Genomic DNA, 15,186 nt, shown 5'->3' on the forward strand with positions numbered 1-15,186 from the left:
TAAAAAAGCCTGCAAATTGCAGGCTTTTTTGTTGTAAAAATAGACTTGAAGTTTTAATTTAAGATTCAAGTAATGCTTTAATACGTTTCATGGCTTCAATAATTTCTTCTTCACTTGCAGCATAAGAAATACGAATACAGTCAGGGTTACCAAATGCTTCTCCTGTCACTGTCGCAACAAAAGCTTCTTCTAATAAAAGCATAGAGAAATCAGTTGCGTTTTCAATTTTACGGCCTTTAACCGTTTTTCCAAAAAAAGAATTGACATTAGGGAAAACATAAAAAGCACCTTCTGGTTCATTACATTCAAAACCTTTGATGTCATTCAGTAAGTCTAAAATCAATTGACGTCTTGACTTGAATTTGTTAATCATATAATCCAATTCACCAACATCAGCTTGCAAAGCAGTAATCACAGCACGTTGAGCGATACAGTTTGCTCCACTTGTGACTTGACCCTGTAATTTTGTACAAGCTTTAGCGATTTCTTCTGGTGCACCGATATAGCCAATTCTCCAACCTGTCATAGCAAATGCTTTAGAAACACCGTTGACAGTCACAGTTCTATCTTTCATGCCTTTAATGCTTGCCATAGAAAAATGCTGATGACCAAAATTAATATGTTCGTATATTTCATCACTCACGACGACAATATGTGGGTGATCAGCCAATACTTCTGCTAAAGCTTCTAATTCCTCTTTTTGGTAAACAGATCCACTTGGGTTACATGGAGAACTATACCAAATCATTTTTGTTTTTGGCGTAATCGCATTTCTAAGCTGATCAGCCGTCATTTTGAAATCTTGATCAATGCTGGTTTCGACTTCAACAGGAACTCCCTCGTTTAATTTAACGATGTCTTTATAGCTCACCCAATATGGGCAAGGTAAAATGACTTCATCACCAGGGTTAATAATTGCTGCAGCGACATTATATAATGCTTGCTTAGCGCCTGTTGAAACAACAATTTGTTTGTCAGAATAATCAAGGTCATTATCGCGTTTGAATTTTTTCTGAATCGCAGCTTTTAGTTCTGGGTAACCATCAACAGGTGTGTAAGTGTTGTAGTTGTCCTCAATAGCTTCAATCGCAGCTTTTTTAATAAATTCTGGCGTGTTAAAATCTGGCTCGCCTAAGCTTAATCCGATAATTTTGTGGCCTTCAGCTTTCAGTTCACGTGCTTTTGCAGCCATCGCTAAAGTTGCTGAGGTCTCTAATTTTTCGACTTTGTCAGATAATTTGATCATTCTAAATATATATTTTTTAAGAAGCCAGCTCTGGCTGAGCTCCTAATTTTTTCAGGTAATTAAAATGTGATTTAATCGCTGAGCGTGTAGTTTCATATTCATTGTAAGGCAAATTAAATTCTTGTGCAGTTTCCTTTACAATTTCAGCAATTTTATCATAGTGAATATGACTGATGTTTGGAAAAATATGGTGTTCCACTTGATGATTTAAACCGCCAGTAAACCAATTGACAATCTTGTTCTTTGTCGCAAAGTTTGTTGTCGTAAAGAGTTGGTGAATTGCCCAAGTGTTTTTCATTTCACCTTTTTCATTCGGCATAGGCATTTCATTATCCTCTAAAACATGAGCTAATTGAAAGATCACACTTAAGATTAATCCAGCGGTGTAGTGCATCACAAAAAAACCAAGAATAACTTTCCACCACGTAATACCAATCAACATCGGAATAATCAACCAAACAGTGATATAGATTGATTTTGTAATGGCTAAGGTGCTCCATTGTTTCCACTTGCTCGGCATTTTTCCGTAAGATAATTGACGCTTCAAATAATTTTTTGTCTGTATAAAATCTGTCGTTAAGGCCCAGTTAAAAGTCAATAAACCATATAAGAAAACAGAATAGATGTGTTGAAACTTATGGAATCTTCTCCATTTTGCATGTTTCGAAAATCTGATGATTCTACCAGCATCGATATCTTCATCATGACCGTGAATATTCGTGTAAGTATGGTGAAGGACATTGTGCTGTACTTGCCAGTTATAAACATTTCCGGCTAAAACATAAATGCTACTTCCCATAAATTTATTAACCCATTTCTTTTTTGAGTAAACGCCATGATTTCCATCATGCATCACATTCATGCCAACGCCAGCCATGCCAACGCCCATTAAAACTGTGAAAAGCAGCTTCCACCAGTCTGAAATATCGAGAAATAAAATGAGGAAGTAAGGTGTTAAAAATAATGAGAACATGATCACTGCTTTTAGATGCAGCTTCCAGTTACCGGTTTTTTGAATGTTGTTTTCCTTAAAGTAAGAGTTGACGCGCTTATTTAATGTTCTAAAAAATTTGTGCGGGTCTTTGCGTGCAAACTTGATTGTTGGGTTTGTCATGTATTCTAAAATTTATAATCGCAAAAATACAATTAATTTTCAGAGGCATTATGTGTTTTTTGTTAATTTGGGCAGCTTCTTTAGGTTTGTTTAAACCTAAAGAAACAGGCTTTTCATTGCAATGCTTCAGCTAGAAAAGCTAATTTTGCTAATCAATACAAGGCTTTCAGGTTATCAAGCTTGCCTTGATGTAAAATTTAAGCTATCTATCTTCCAGGATTCTTTTTTCAATCCTTGCTGCGTAAATATTGTGCTTTCTTAAAACATCATTAACAAATTTATTGATGGATAAAAGCTTCATGTCAAGCTGAAAATCTATTTTTGCATAAACTTAGTGACTGAAAATAAATAAATATGTATTCAATTATTACCAAGCATTTTCCTGACTTGACTGATGAGCAGCTTGGACAATTTAAAAAAATTGCAGAGGTTTATAAAGACTGGAATCAAAAAATAAATGTTGTTTCTCGTAAAGACATTGATGAGATTTATACACGACATGTATTGCATAGTTTGGCTATCGCCAAGATTCAACGATTTAAACCAGGATCACATATTTTGGATGTTGGCACAGGTGGAGGTTTTCCAGGTATTCCTTTAGCGATTCTACATCCTGAAACTAATTTTACTTTAGTTGACAGTATCGGTAAAAAAATTAAGGTTGTTGATGAGGTTGTGCAAGCTTTGGGTTTAAAGAATGTCAAAACCGTTAATGCTCGTGTTGAAACTATAGATCAACAATTTGATTTTATTGTCAGTAGAGCAGTGGCAGCAATGCCAACTTTCGTACATTGGGTAAAAGGTAAGATTGCTAAAAAATCTAATCACGAACTGAAAAACGGTATTCTATATTTAAAAGGAGGTGACTTGTCAGAGGAATTATCAACTTATCAAACGGCAGAAATATTTGATCTTGTTGAGATTTTTTCAGACGATTTTTTCGAGACAAAAAAAGTTGTTTATCTCCCAATAAAATATAAAGGTTAATAAATTTTGCCTATGTATGAATTAAAAACAAAAGAAGCTGTTTCGATATCGAAACAGCTTCTTTTTTTTATAAAAAAGCTTGATTATTCTTTATCCATAAATGGGTATCTATAATCAGTGGCTGGCACAAAAGTTTCCTTAATTAGTCTTGGAGATGTCCAACGTAACAGATTTAGTTTAGAACCTGCTTTGTCATTTGTACCGCTATTTCTAGCACCACCAAATGGTTGTTTGCCAACAACAGCTCCTGTACATTTATCATTGATGTAGAAGTTTCCTGCTGCATCTTGTAATATTTCAGTAGCTAAAGTAGCAGCATAACGATCCGTAGAAATGATAGATCCTGTCAATGCATACTGACTTGTTTCATTGCAAAGGTGTAGAGTTTCTTCAAACTTCTCGTCTTCATAAACATAAACAGTTAAAACTGGACCGAATAATTCAGTTTCCATTGTTGTATATTTAGGATCTGTTGTGACAATTACAGTAGGATCAACAAACCATCCTTTAGATTTGTCATAAGTACCACCAACAATAATTTCAGCTTGATCATCTTTTTTGGCTTGATCGATATATTTCGCTAATTTATCAAACGATTTTTCATGGATAACAGCTGTGAAGAAATTTTCGAAGTTTTCTGGACTGCCAATTTTGAAAGACTTAATATCTTCAACAAGATATTTTTTTACTTCTGGCCAAATACTTTTTGGGATGTATGTTCTTGAAGCTGCGCTGCATTTTTGTCCTTGAAACTCAAAAGCACCTCTTGATAACGCTGTTGCGATAACTTTAGGACTTGCAGAATTGTGAGCTACGATGAAATCCTTACCACCAGTTTCTCCTACAATTCTCGGGTAAGTTTTATAGTTGTGAATGTTCTCGCCGATTTTCGACCAGATGCCTTTGAAAACATCAGTACTTCCTGTAAAGTGAACACCAGTAAAGTCTGGGTGTGATAAAATGGTATCAGTAATCATTTCAGGATCTCCCATGACCATATTAATGACGCCATCAGGAACACCAGCTTCTTTAAAAACTTCCATAATGACTTGAGCGGAGAACATTTGAGAGTCACTTGGCTTCCATACAGCAACGTTACCCATTAAAGCAGCACTTGCTGGTAGGTTCCCGGCAATCGCTGTAAAGTTAAATGGTGTAATTGCATATACAAAACCTTCAAGCGGCCTGTGTTCAACACGGTTCCATGCTGATGAGTCAGACTCTGGTTGCTCTTCATAGATTTGCGTCATATATTCAACGTTAAACCTTAAAAAGTCAACGATTTCACATGCTGAGTCAATTTCTGCTTGAAATATTGTTTTTGATTGCCCAATCATTGTTGAAGCATTCATTTTGTCTCTGTAAGGTCCAGCAATAAGATCAGCAGCTTTTAAGAAAACCGCAGCGCGTTGTTCCCATGGTAAGTTAGCCCATTTTTGGCGTGCTTCAAGTGAACTTTTAATAGCTTCTTCAATGTGTGTTTTTTCAGCTTTGTGGTAAACACCAACTTCGTGCTGGTGATCGTGAGGAGGTCTTATACTTCCTGTGTTTCCAGTTTTAATTTCTTTTGATCCTATATATAAAGGAACTTCAGTTTTTTGATTGTAAAGTTCTTTATATTTTTTTAAAACTGATTCTCGTTCAGGAGTACCAGGCGCGTACGATTTAATTGGCTCATTAATCGCAGGTGGCACTTGAAAAAATCCTTTGCCCATAATTAATAATTTTTTTAGTAGTTTTTAATGAGGTTAAAGATACTTAAATTGTTCAGACTGATAAGTGTCAAAAAAATAAGATTTTATTAATATATGTTAATATATGTCAAAGTCTATTTTTTGATATTTCTACTGATTAAATGCCCTGTTCCTATGACCTTGTCGTATCTTGTTCCAACAGGTCTATAGTAAACAATAATTGAATATAAGTTCTCGGTTTCTGTGTGACTTCCAGAAATCTTAATATCGTTAAAGCCTTTTTCCTGACTCCAGAAAACATATTTGTAATTATAAAAACCTTGTTTAAAAAGCATGCTGTTTTCGTAAGAACCTGTATTTGGATTTAATTTAAGCATGGTGTCATCATTTAATGTGTAATTATTAAATTTTCCGTAAACATGAACTTCACCGTCGCTTAAATCTTGATTTGTTTGAAGTTTAAAATGAACTCTTGTGTAGTCAGCTTCCTTGTCCAGCTGATCAGCATTAATGACATTGAGTAAAAAGCTGCCATTAATGTCTGGATTATATGTATATTCCTTGGTGCTACGATCGTAATCTTTAAATAAATATGAATTATAAATATCTGTGAGTTCAACACGACGGATTTGAGATGTTCCTAAGCGGATGTCTTTTGTGTCAAAGTTTCGGTATTCGTTTCCGCCCCAAAAAGAACTTTCGTCATTGTGTCTGTAAATCAATATGTTACCTTGGTTGTACTGCGGTTTTAAATTATAAATGCCATTAGAAAAATCATTGTTTTTTATCAAAACAACTTTGACGCTTTGTTTAGGGTTTTTAAAGAAAAAATCATCTTGACCAATTTCAAAATTGATAACTTGCTTTTGATTGGCATAGTCTAATCTGCGGTCTTCTAAAACAGACATTTTTACTTTAACTTCATTATTAACGACAATAAATTTTCTTGTAAAAACGACTTGACCAGCATCGTTTTTGATTTTTAAAAGATAATTCCCTGTTTTTTTAAAAGCGCGCGTATCCTTATTAGGGAGATTTAGAGAATAATTAGTGTAAGATTGTAATGTGTTAAAAGAGTTTTGGAAATTTAGAATTCTTAAATCATCAAAGCCTTCTAAATATTCACTTTTTGAAAGATCAGATTTGGTCCAATCAAAATTGTAATGTTCAATTTCATAATAATAATCGCTTTCTGCGCCTTTTAAATCGTCAAATTTCAAAATAAGACGATCATTCATTTTCATGATCGGTGTTCCGCTAAATTCATCGCTTGATGATTGAAAAATTATTGTTTTTATGTTTTCTGTGGGAGGTGTTTCATAAACTTGAGAAAAACTGACGTAAAAACTTAAAATGAATACGATAAGATAAGATGTTTTCAAACTTTTTTTATCAAATATAATAAAGTCTTAGTATATTTGTTTAGAATCGATATAAATAGTGTAACTATAAGAATGGTTTAATGAGTAATTGAAACTATGATTATTATATTTGCCATCCAATTTAAAACTCTACGTTGAAAATGTCTAAAAGCGTTAAAGTTAAGAAAGGATTAAAACTTCCTTTCAAGGGTGAGGCGGAGAAAATTCTCGAAGTTGTCCCGTTGTCAAACACCTATTCCGTTAAGCCACCAAACTTTTACTCGGTTGTACCGAAGATGCTACTTAAAGAAGGAGCTCGTGTGAAAGCTGGTGATGAACTGTTTTTCTCAAAATATGCTGACCAAACGAGATTTGTCTCTCCAGTAAGTGGTTTGTTGAAAGAAATTGTTCGAGGGGCTAAAAGAAGAATTCTTGAAGTCATTATCGAGGCAGATAAAGAAATCGAATATAAAGATTTTGGTTCTCTTTCAACTGAAAGTGCATCTTCTGAAGATGTCAAAGCGAAATTGTTCGCAACCGGTTTGGGGGCTTTCATAAAGCAAAGACCTTATGATGTGTTGGCAGATGCTGAAGATACGCCGAAAGCGATATATGTCTCTGCTTACAATACAGCGCCTTTAGTTGCTGACTTAGAGTTTGTTTTAAAAGATAAAATCGAATTTTTTCAAGAAGGAATTAATGTGCTTAATAAATTGACTGAAGGTCATGTTTATTTAGGTGTTGATTCTCATTCTACTTCTGCATTGAAAGATGTGAAGAATGCTGAAATTCTTTCTGTTTCTGGACCACATCCAGCAGGTAATGTCGGAACTTTAGTTCATGAAACAGAGCCAATGAATTCAGGTGAAAAAGTCTGGGCGGTTGGAGCTGAAGATGTTGCTATTATCGGAGAGCTTTTTAAAACAGGTCGCTTCAATGCTGAACGAACCGTAGCTGTTACTGGACAATCTGCACAAGATAGAAAATACTACAAAACAATTATCGGTGCTCAAGTCGGATCTTTTGTGAAGGCTTTTGATGATAACTCTCGATTTATTTCTGGTGATGTTTTAACAGGAGAGAAAATCGATTCTGACGGACACATGAGTTTTTATGACAATGAATTGACCATCATTCCTGAAGGTGATTCTTACAGAATGTTCGGGTGGATTCCTTTTAAGGATAATCATGTGCATTCAATGTCAAAGACTTCTTTGTCATGGTTGTTTCCGAATCGTAAATACGATGTCAATACTAACCTTAATGGCGAAGAGCGTTCTTTAGTTGTGACTGGTGAAATGGAGGAAGTGATGCCTTTAGATATTTTTCCTATGGAATTATTGAAAGCGTGTATGGCTGGTGATGTTGAAAAGATGGAAAACTTAGGAATTTATGAAGTGATTCCTGAAGATTTTGCATTAGTTGACTATGTAAATACTTCTAAAGTTGAGGCACAGCAAATTATAAGAAACGGTTTAGATATAATGATTACTGAAGTAGGATAAAAAAATTGTTATGAGTTGGATTAGAAAAAAATTAGACAAAGTTAAGGAGCCATTTCAGCCAGGTGAAAAGTTTGAAAAATACGCACCAGCTGTTAATGCGCTTGATACCTTTTTGTTTGTGCCTAATCACACAACACAGAAAGGAGCTCACGTTCGTGATGCGGTTGATTTAAAAAGAACAATGATCACAGTTGTGTTGGCATTGATTCCTGCTTTAATCTTCGGGATTTGGAATGCAGGACATCAGCATTTTGTTCAACTTGGTGAAGAAGTTGGTTTTTTAGAAGCTTTCTTGCATGGTTCATATAAAATTGTTCCTATGATCATCGTTTCATACGGTGTTGGTTTAGCAATCGAGTTTTTGTTTGCAATCTTGCGCGGTCATGAAGTTAATGAGGGTTACTTAGTAACTGGACTTTTAATACCGATGATTATGCCAGTTGACATTCCTTTATGGATGGTCGCTTTAGCTGTTATATTTTCAGTTGTTATTGGTAAAGAAGCTTTCGGAGGAACAGGAATGAATATTTTGAACCCAGCATTGACGGCAAGAGCTTTTGCTTTCTTTGCATATCCGACTTATATGTCTGGCAATAAAATATGGGTTAGTGAAGCGTCAGATGTTGACGGTATTTCTGGTGAAACTATTTTAGGTGCTTTAGCGGAAGGTAAAGATGTTGCTTATTCTTCAATGGATATGTTCAGCGGATTGATTCCGGGATCAATTTCAGAAACATCCACATTATTAATTTTAGTTGGTGCGCTGATTCTTATCATGACTAAAGTAGGAAGCTGGAGAATTATTGTCAGTGGTTTTATAGGAGCCGCTGTGATGGGACTCATCTTTAATGCATTGAATATTGAAGGAAATGGTTTAACAAATTTCCCTTGGTATAATCATTTGATCGTAGGAGGTTTAGCATTTGGGATTGTCTTTATGGCAACAGATCCTGTGAGTGCTGCGCAAACAACGCGTGGTAAATTGATCTATGGTTTCCTTATTGGTTTGTTAGGTGTGATGATTCGTGTTTTCAACCCGGCTTACCCTGAAGGAATCATGTTAGCAATCTTGTTGATGAACGTTTTTGCTCCAACAATTGATTACTATGTGATTCAAGGAAATATTAAGAAAAGAAAAAAGAGGCTAAAGCTTAAAACAGAAAAAACAGCTTAAGAAATGGATAAAAATGGTAATGCATATACGTTTATTTTTGCAATTGCAATGGTAATTGTTGTGGGTGTAGCGCTTTCTTTTACTGCAACACAATTGAAGCCACTGCAAGATGAAAACGTGCGACAAGAGAAAATGCAAAATATACTTTCAACTTTTGTTGGTGAAAAAATTAATGTTGAAGGTGAAGAGAAAGAGTTAACACGTGATGTTGCTTCTGAAGTCTATGGAGAATTTGTTTCAGAAGAAATTTCTCTAGATAATAAAGGTAATGTCAAAAAAGATGTTGATGCCTTTAAAGTTAATCTAGCAAAAGAACTTTCAAAACCTAATGATGAAAGAACTTACCCATTATATGTTGCAAATTATGGTGAAGATAAGTTTTACATTGTTCCTTTAAGAGGAAGCGGTCTTTGGGGACCAATTTGGGGTTACATTGCTTTAAAAGATGATATCAATACAATCAAAGGTGTTGTTTTTGATCACGCTGGTGAAACAGCTGGATTAGGAGCAGAAATCACAACAGATTGGTTTATGGAAAGATTTACTGATGAGGTTATTTATGACGCTGATGGTAGTTTGATAGGTGTTGCTGTTGTAAAAGGTTACAGCGGTGGTACAGATAAATCAGATAATGCTGTTGATGCCATTTCAGGTGCAACAATTACCGGTGATGGTGTGTCAGATATGATTCAAAATATCTTGAAAAACTATGAACCTTATTTTAAAGAATTAAAAAAATCTGATAAAGTCGCAATTCGTTAATTATGGATACAAAGAAAAATCAAGATAACGCAATGAAGGAGACAGAGAAAAAGAAAGAACTGATGATGTTTCTTTCTGGTTCTGAAGAAAAAGAGCACTTTTTATCAAGTGCCAATCGTAAGATATTGTCAGATCCTTTAAACGATGATAACCCAATTACAGTTCAAGTTTTAGGAATTTGTTCTGCATTAGCGATTACAGTTCAGTTAAAACCTGCAATAGTTATGTCTTTAGCTGTTGTTTTTGTAATGGCTTTTAGTAACGTTATTATCTCATTATTGAGAAACTCAATTCCGGGTCGTATTAGAATTATTGTTCAATTAGTTGTCGTTGCGGCGATGGTTATTTTAGTTGATCAAATATTAAAGGCTTACGCCTATGATGTCAGTAAACAACTTTCCATTTTTATTGGTTTAATTATTACTAACTGTATTATTATGGGACGTCTTGAAGCATTTGCTTTGGGTAATGGTCCTTATAAATCACTTTTAGATGGAATTGGTAACGCAGCAGGGTACGGTTTGATTTTGATCATTATTGCTTTCTTTAGAGAGTTATTAGGCTCAGGTAAATTGTTAGGATATGAAGTTTTAGGTCATAAAGGCTTAACACTTGCTGATTCAACTGGACTTTATGCATTAGGTTATGAAGATAACGGATTCTTCTTGTTATCACCCATGGCCTTAATTGTAGTGGGGGTTATCATCTGGGTTCAGCGTTCTCGTAACCGTAAATTAATTGAAGAAAATTAATAAATCATAAGAAAATGGATTTAGTAAACTTATTTGTAAAAAGTATATTTGTTGAGAACATGGTTTTTGCCTATTTCTTAGGAATGTGTTCTTATTTGGCTGTATCAAAAACAGTAAAAACAGCTGTTGGTTTAGGTGCAGCGGTGATCTTTGTTCTTTTGATTACTGTACCTGTGAATTATCTTATTGATAATTATATTCTTCAATCGGGTGCTTTAAGTTGGTTAGGATCAGAGTTTGCAGATGTTGATTTAAGCTTCTTAAGTTACATCATGTTTATTGCTGTGATTGCATCAATGGTACAATTAGTTGAGATGATTGTTGAGAAATTTGCTCCAGCATTATATGGCTCTTTAGGTATTTTCTTGCCTTTAATTGCTGTAAACTGTGCGATTTTAGGAGGGTCTTTATTTATGCAACAAAAAGATTTTAACGGAATTTCAGAAGCTGTGACTTACGGAGCAGGAAGTGGAATCGGGTGGTTCTTGGCTATCCTTGCAATTGCTGCTATTCGTGAAAAAATTGCCTACTCTAATGTCCCAGCACCCTTAAAAGGTTTAGGTATTACTTTTATAATCACAGGTCTCATGGCTATTGGCTTCATGAGTTTCATGGGAATTGAACTTTAAAAAAATATAATATGATTGTTATAATTTCAAGTGTCGTTGTCTTTTTAATTCTAATACTTTTGTTAGTTATATTATTATTGACAGCTAAAGCAAAACTTTCTCCTTCAGGTCCTGTTACAATTAACATCAACGATGAGAAAGATATAGAAACGGGCTCAGGGTCTACTTTACTTTCGACTTTAGGAGACAATAAATTGTTTTTACCTTCTGCTTGTGGTGGTGGTGGAACATGTGTTCAGTGTAAATGTATTGTTGAAGACGGTGGTGGTGCAATTCTACCAACTGAAGAGCCTCACTTTACTAGAAAAGAAATCGCTGAAGGCTGGAGACTTGGTTGCCAAGTAAAGGTTAAAGAAGATATGAAAATCCAGATTCCTGAAGAGGTATTTGGTATTAAAAAATGGGAGGCGACTGTTGTTTCCAATTATAATGTAGCTTCATTTATTAAGGAATTTGTTGTTGAAATTCCTGAAGATATGGATTACAAAGCTGGGGGTTATATCCAGATTGAAGTTCCAAAATGTACTGTTGATTTCAAAGACATGGATATCACAGCTCACCCAGAGGAACATCCTGATGATCCTCAAAAGTTTAAACAAGAGTGGGATAATTTTAAGCTTTGGCCTTTGACAATGAAAAATACCGAAACTGTTGAGCGTGCTTACTCAATGGCTTCTTACCCAGCTGAAGGTCGTCGTGTAATGCTTAACGTGCGTATTGCAACGCCTCCTTTTGATAGAAGTAAAGGAGATTGGATGAGTGTTAATCCAGGTGTTGCTTCGTCATACATTTTTAATTTAAAAGAAGGTGATAAGTGCATTATTTCAGGACCTTATGGTGAATTCTTTATCAATGAAAGTGAAGCAGAAATGCTTTATGTCGGAGGTGGAGCAGGAATGGCGCCAATGCGTTCTCATTTATATCATTTATTTAGAACATTAAAAACGGGTCGTAAAGTTTCATATTGGTATGGTGGTCGTTCTAAAAGAGAATTATTCTACTTAGAGCATTTTAGAGCTTTAGAAAGAGATTTTCCAAATTTCAAATTTCATTTAGCTCTCTCTGAACCAATGGAAGAAGATAACTGGAAAGAAAAGAAAAGTATTGATGATGAAGGAGATGGATTCGTCGGATTTATTCACCAGTGTGTAATTGATAATTATTTGAATCATCACGAAGAGCCTGAAGAAATCGAATTATATTTCTGTGGACCTCCATTGATGAACCAAGCTGTTCAGAAAATGGGTGAAGATTTTGGTATACCAGATGAAAACATCAGATTCGATGATTTCGGTGGATAAACATCAAAATTATATTATATATCTTAAACCCGAGATTCTTCTCGGGTTTTTTATTTTATATAGAGAATTGAACTCTGTTAAGAGTAGTTTAAATTGAGAAATTATAAAGGACTATTGATAGTCATAGATATGTTTAATTATAAAGTTTTGTCTTTCTTTATTATTTTTTAATCATTATTAAAGTTTCATAAGAATATCACTTCTTAAAATTGCCTTTTTAGATCAGGTAGCTTTAGCTGTTTTTGCGCTAACTATGTGACTTCCTACAGATATTAGCAAGTATGTGTCTAATTCTAAACAAAAGATTTCAATCATCTTTTTAATTTCAAGACGTGTTGAAGTTTATGCAATCCGTTTTGCTATAGATTTAATTTTTCATTCATCCAATTTATAAATCGTGTAGGTACCGTTTTTCTCTTTTACTGCGATAAGTCTATCGCTAATAAATTGAGATGCTATGTTGGGTTGGTTTTGCTTTGACTTTAGATTTTTGAAAAGTAAGGTGTTTGGACCGCGGAGATGTTGTACTTTTTTATTTTTTGTGTCAATAACCAATTCATTATAGCTATAATTTACGATTGTTTTACCTAATGCATTTGTAGCGTTTGTTTTTGATTTGTAATATTTAATGACTCTTGCATATCCATTTTTAAATGGCGTAGCAGCAATATATTCTGTCGGAATTACTTTTTCTCCCATCTTGTTAATGTAGCCATAAAAAGTGATACCATCTCTTACTTCTTGAATTAAACAGAGGCCGTTGTTAAAAACGGGATGTTCTCCTGAAAAAGCAACTACATCTTTTCTGTAATCAATAATAAGTGTTCCTTCGCTGTTAATAAACCCCCACGAATTATTTTTTTCTACAGCTCCAAGACCTTCTTGAAAAGGGGTTACTTTATCAATCTTTGAGAGGACCTGCGCATTTGTGATTAAAGGGAAACAGGTTAAGAGTATTAATATTAATTGTTTCATAATAAGCTTGTTTTATCTAATGATTTCCTAAATATAGCTTTTATATAATTGTTTTAACATGATAATAATCAGTATTTTATAATCTTTTTATTGTCTTTTTTGATATTATAGCGCCTTACAATTGAGAGAGTTTTTCAATCCCATAAAAAGTATTAAATTTGATGTTCGTATGGGTTAAGTGTTTAGTTTAACTTATCCTAATTCTAGTTTAAATTCGGTTTTTATATTATCTTCATATGGCACTTCTTAATGATCAACAATTACATAATTTGGCGATGAACATTGCTGGCAAGGATTTGGAGTCCATGGGGTATGAGTTTTTAGGTGTCAATAGTAAAATTGGAAAGAATCCTCAATTCGTCGCAATAAAAGATTCTAAGCTGATATTTGTTTTGGTGCGTGCCATCCAATATCCTGACAATCCCGTATTTTACGATAAAGCTTTAGCTGAAAAAGTTCGTGATCATGGAGAAAAGCATAAAGCAAGAACTTATTATGCAGGTGTAGGTCTTGCAAATTCGCTTGACTATGACTTGCCTATAGATTCTGATCAAAATTACATTGTTAATTATACAGGTTTAATTGAAATTAAACCTTGATGCAAACAGGAATCACTTCATTTTTATTGATGCGGTAGCGTTCGATTTCTTCATCTGTCATATTCTCAGCATAAGCAATTTGCTTAACAGTAAAACCTAGCTTTTCTAATTTCTTGTAGTAATCTATTCCGTAAACTCTCACATGGTCATATTGACCAAATATTCTTGTTCGTTCATCTTTATCTATGATAGTGTCATCTTCAAAAGTAACTTCTCTTGAGCTATCAATAGGAATTTGAAGTATCGCTATTCCGCCAGGTTTTAAAACACGATAAAGTTCTTGCATCGCTTTAGTATCATCAGGAATATGTTCTAAAACATGATTACAAAGAATGAAATCATAGCTGTTTTCATCAAATGGTAAATCACAAATATCGGCCTTAACATCAGCTAAAGGAGATTCGAGATCAGTTGTTGTATAAGTGATGTTTTTTGCTTTTCTAAAACGCTTGTAAAAAGCTTGTTCTGGAGCAACATGCAGCAGCTGAGATTCTTTTGTAAATAAATCGGTTTCATTAATCAAATAAAGCCATAATAGGCGGTGTCGTTCTAATGATAAAGTGGAAGGAGATAAAACATTTTCTCTAACCTTATCATAACCGTAAGGAAGCATTGTTCTAAAGCTTTTGCCATCAATAGGATCCTGATATTTTTGACCTGAATAATAGAAAACTAAAAAAGGCCTAAATAAATAACTAATTTTAATGAGTAAAGGTCTGGGAACTAAATTTAGGAAGAATTTGAAAATTTTTTTCATCAGAAAGGAAACCTAAAGTGCCCAGAGCGGGAGTCGAACCCGCACGCCCTAATGGACACATGGCCCTCAACCATGCCTGTCTACCAATTCCAGCACCTGGGCGTTAACTTTTATAAGTAAAAAGCAGTGATCTGGCTGGGGCTCGAACCCAGGACCCTCTCCTTAAAAGGGAGATGCTCTACCAACTGAGCTACCAGATCGTTGGTAATAATTAAAAAGTGATCTGGCTGGGGCTCGAACCCAGGACCCTCTCCTTAAAAGGGAGATGCTCTACCAACTGAGCTACCAGATCTTAAAAAAAAAGAACATTTTTTATGCGGGTGCAAATAT

The 15,186-nt window shown here is 34.5% G+C and carries 14 protein-coding genes and 3 tRNA genes; 8 read left to right on the forward strand and 9 right to left on the reverse strand.

Annotated features, from left to right (window positions below; genetic code table 11):
• Positions 1-58: 58 nt before the first annotated feature.
• Together BLV84_RS07620 and BLV84_RS07625 are read right to left on the reverse strand one after the other, a co-directional pair.
• Positions 59-1,246 (reverse strand): pyridoxal phosphate-dependent aminotransferase, encoded by a 1,188-nt coding sequence (locus BLV84_RS07620; RefSeq protein WP_093244006.1) that lies wholly within the window; start codon positions 1,244-1,246, stop codon positions 59-61.
• 16 nt (positions 1,247-1,262) lie between these two features.
• Positions 1,263-2,360, reverse strand: a complete 1,098-nt coding sequence (locus tag BLV84_RS07625; RefSeq protein ID WP_093244009.1) for a fatty acid desaturase family protein — start codon at positions 2,358-2,360, stop codon at positions 1,263-1,265.
• A 354-nt stretch (positions 2,361-2,714) separates the two neighbouring features.
• Between BLV84_RS07625 and rsmG the strand changes: the two genes are divergently transcribed.
• Positions 2,715-3,347, forward strand: coding sequence for a 16S rRNA (guanine(527)-N(7))-methyltransferase RsmG (gene rsmG, locus BLV84_RS07630; RefSeq protein ID WP_093244012.1), 633 nt, complete (start codon positions 2,715-2,717; stop codon positions 3,345-3,347).
• An 83-nt stretch (positions 3,348-3,430) separates the two neighbouring features.
• On the opposite strand, the gene pruA is transcribed toward rsmG, so the two are convergent.
• Both pruA and BLV84_RS07640 read right to left on the reverse strand, forming a co-directional pair.
• Complete coding sequence (gene pruA, locus BLV84_RS07635; RefSeq protein ID WP_093244015.1) at positions 3,431-5,062, reverse strand: L-glutamate gamma-semialdehyde dehydrogenase; 1,632 nt, start codon at positions 5,060-5,062, stop codon at positions 3,431-3,433.
• Positions 5,063-5,175: 113 nt separating this feature from the next.
• A complete protein-coding gene (locus tag BLV84_RS07640; RefSeq protein ID WP_093244018.1) occupies positions 5,176-6,423 on the reverse strand; it encodes a type IX secretion system plug protein in 1,248 nt (415 codons plus the stop codon).
• A gap of 140 nt (positions 6,424-6,563) precedes the next feature.
• Here BLV84_RS07640 and BLV84_RS07645 point away from each other — a divergent pair, with 140 nt between their 5' ends.
• Genes BLV84_RS07645 through nqrF form a run of 6 tightly spaced genes read left to right on the forward strand, consistent with a single transcriptional unit; the run spans position 6,564 to position 12,525 of the window.
• A complete protein-coding gene (locus BLV84_RS07645) occupies positions 6,564-7,907 on the forward strand; it encodes a Na(+)-translocating NADH-quinone reductase subunit A (protein WP_093244021.1) in 1,344 nt (447 codons plus the stop codon).
• Positions 7,908-7,917: 10 nt separating this feature from the next.
• Positions 7,918-9,081, forward strand: a complete 1,164-nt coding sequence (locus BLV84_RS07650; RefSeq protein WP_093244024.1) for an NADH:ubiquinone reductase (Na(+)-transporting) subunit B — start codon at positions 7,918-7,920, stop codon at positions 9,079-9,081.
• A 3-nt stretch (positions 9,082-9,084) separates the two neighbouring features.
• Complete coding sequence (gene nqrC, locus BLV84_RS07655) at positions 9,085-9,843, forward strand: NADH:ubiquinone reductase (Na(+)-transporting) subunit C (RefSeq protein ID WP_093244026.1); 759 nt, start codon at positions 9,085-9,087, stop codon at positions 9,841-9,843.
• A gap of 2 nt (positions 9,844-9,845) precedes the next feature.
• Positions 9,846-10,595, forward strand: a complete 750-nt coding sequence (locus BLV84_RS07660) for an NADH:ubiquinone reductase (Na(+)-transporting) subunit D (protein ID WP_093244028.1) — start codon at positions 9,846-9,848, stop codon at positions 10,593-10,595.
• A gap of 14 nt (positions 10,596-10,609) precedes the next feature.
• A complete protein-coding gene (nqrE, locus tag BLV84_RS07665) occupies positions 10,610-11,224 on the forward strand; it encodes an NADH:ubiquinone reductase (Na(+)-transporting) subunit E (protein ID WP_093244030.1) in 615 nt (204 codons plus the stop codon).
• 11 nt (positions 11,225-11,235) lie between these two features.
• The gene (gene nqrF, locus BLV84_RS07670; protein ID WP_093244032.1) at positions 11,236-12,525 is read left to right on the forward strand and encodes an NADH:ubiquinone reductase (Na(+)-transporting) subunit F; all 1,290 of its coding nucleotides are present in this window, start codon (positions 11,236-11,238) and stop codon (positions 12,523-12,525) included.
• Between the two features lie 375 nt (positions 12,526-12,900).
• Here nqrF and BLV84_RS07675 read toward each other — a convergent pair whose 3' ends face one another.
• Positions 12,901-13,500 (reverse strand): WG repeat-containing protein, encoded by a 600-nt coding sequence (locus BLV84_RS07675; protein ID WP_093244034.1) that lies wholly within the window; start codon positions 13,498-13,500, stop codon positions 12,901-12,903.
• 236 nt (positions 13,501-13,736) lie between these two features.
• Between BLV84_RS07675 and BLV84_RS07680 the strand changes: the two genes are divergently transcribed.
• Positions 13,737-14,099 carry a Na(+)-translocating NADH-quinone reductase subunit F gene (locus tag BLV84_RS07680; RefSeq protein ID WP_093244035.1) on the forward strand — a complete coding sequence of 121 codons (363 nt, stop codon included), beginning with the start codon at positions 13,737-13,739 and terminating at the stop codon, positions 14,097-14,099.
• Here the strand turns inward: BLV84_RS07680 and BLV84_RS07685 are convergent.
• The 4 genes from BLV84_RS07685 to BLV84_RS07700 all read right to left on the reverse strand — a co-directional run bounded on the left by BLV84_RS07685 (position 14,089) and on the right by BLV84_RS07700 (position 15,148).
• Complete coding sequence (locus tag BLV84_RS07685) at positions 14,089-14,856, reverse strand: class I SAM-dependent methyltransferase (RefSeq protein ID WP_093244037.1); 768 nt, start codon at positions 14,854-14,856, stop codon at positions 14,089-14,091. The two genes, BLV84_RS07680 and BLV84_RS07685, sit on opposite strands and share 11 nt — an antisense overlap.
• Positions 14,857-14,874: 18 nt before the next feature.
• Positions 14,875-14,958, reverse strand: a tRNA-Leu gene (locus tag BLV84_RS07690).
• A gap of 25 nt (positions 14,959-14,983) precedes the next feature.
• A tRNA-Lys gene (locus BLV84_RS07695) sits at positions 14,984-15,056 on the reverse strand.
• Positions 15,057-15,075: 19 nt separating this feature from the next.
• Positions 15,076-15,148: transfer RNA gene (locus BLV84_RS07700), tRNA-Lys, on the reverse strand.
• Positions 15,149-15,186: the final 38 nt, after the last annotated feature.

Origin of the sequence: Psychroflexus halocasei (assembly GCF_900107595.1) — a bacterium.
Taxonomy (GTDB): Bacteria; Bacteroidota; Bacteroidia; order Flavobacteriales; family Flavobacteriaceae; genus Psychroflexus; species Psychroflexus halocasei.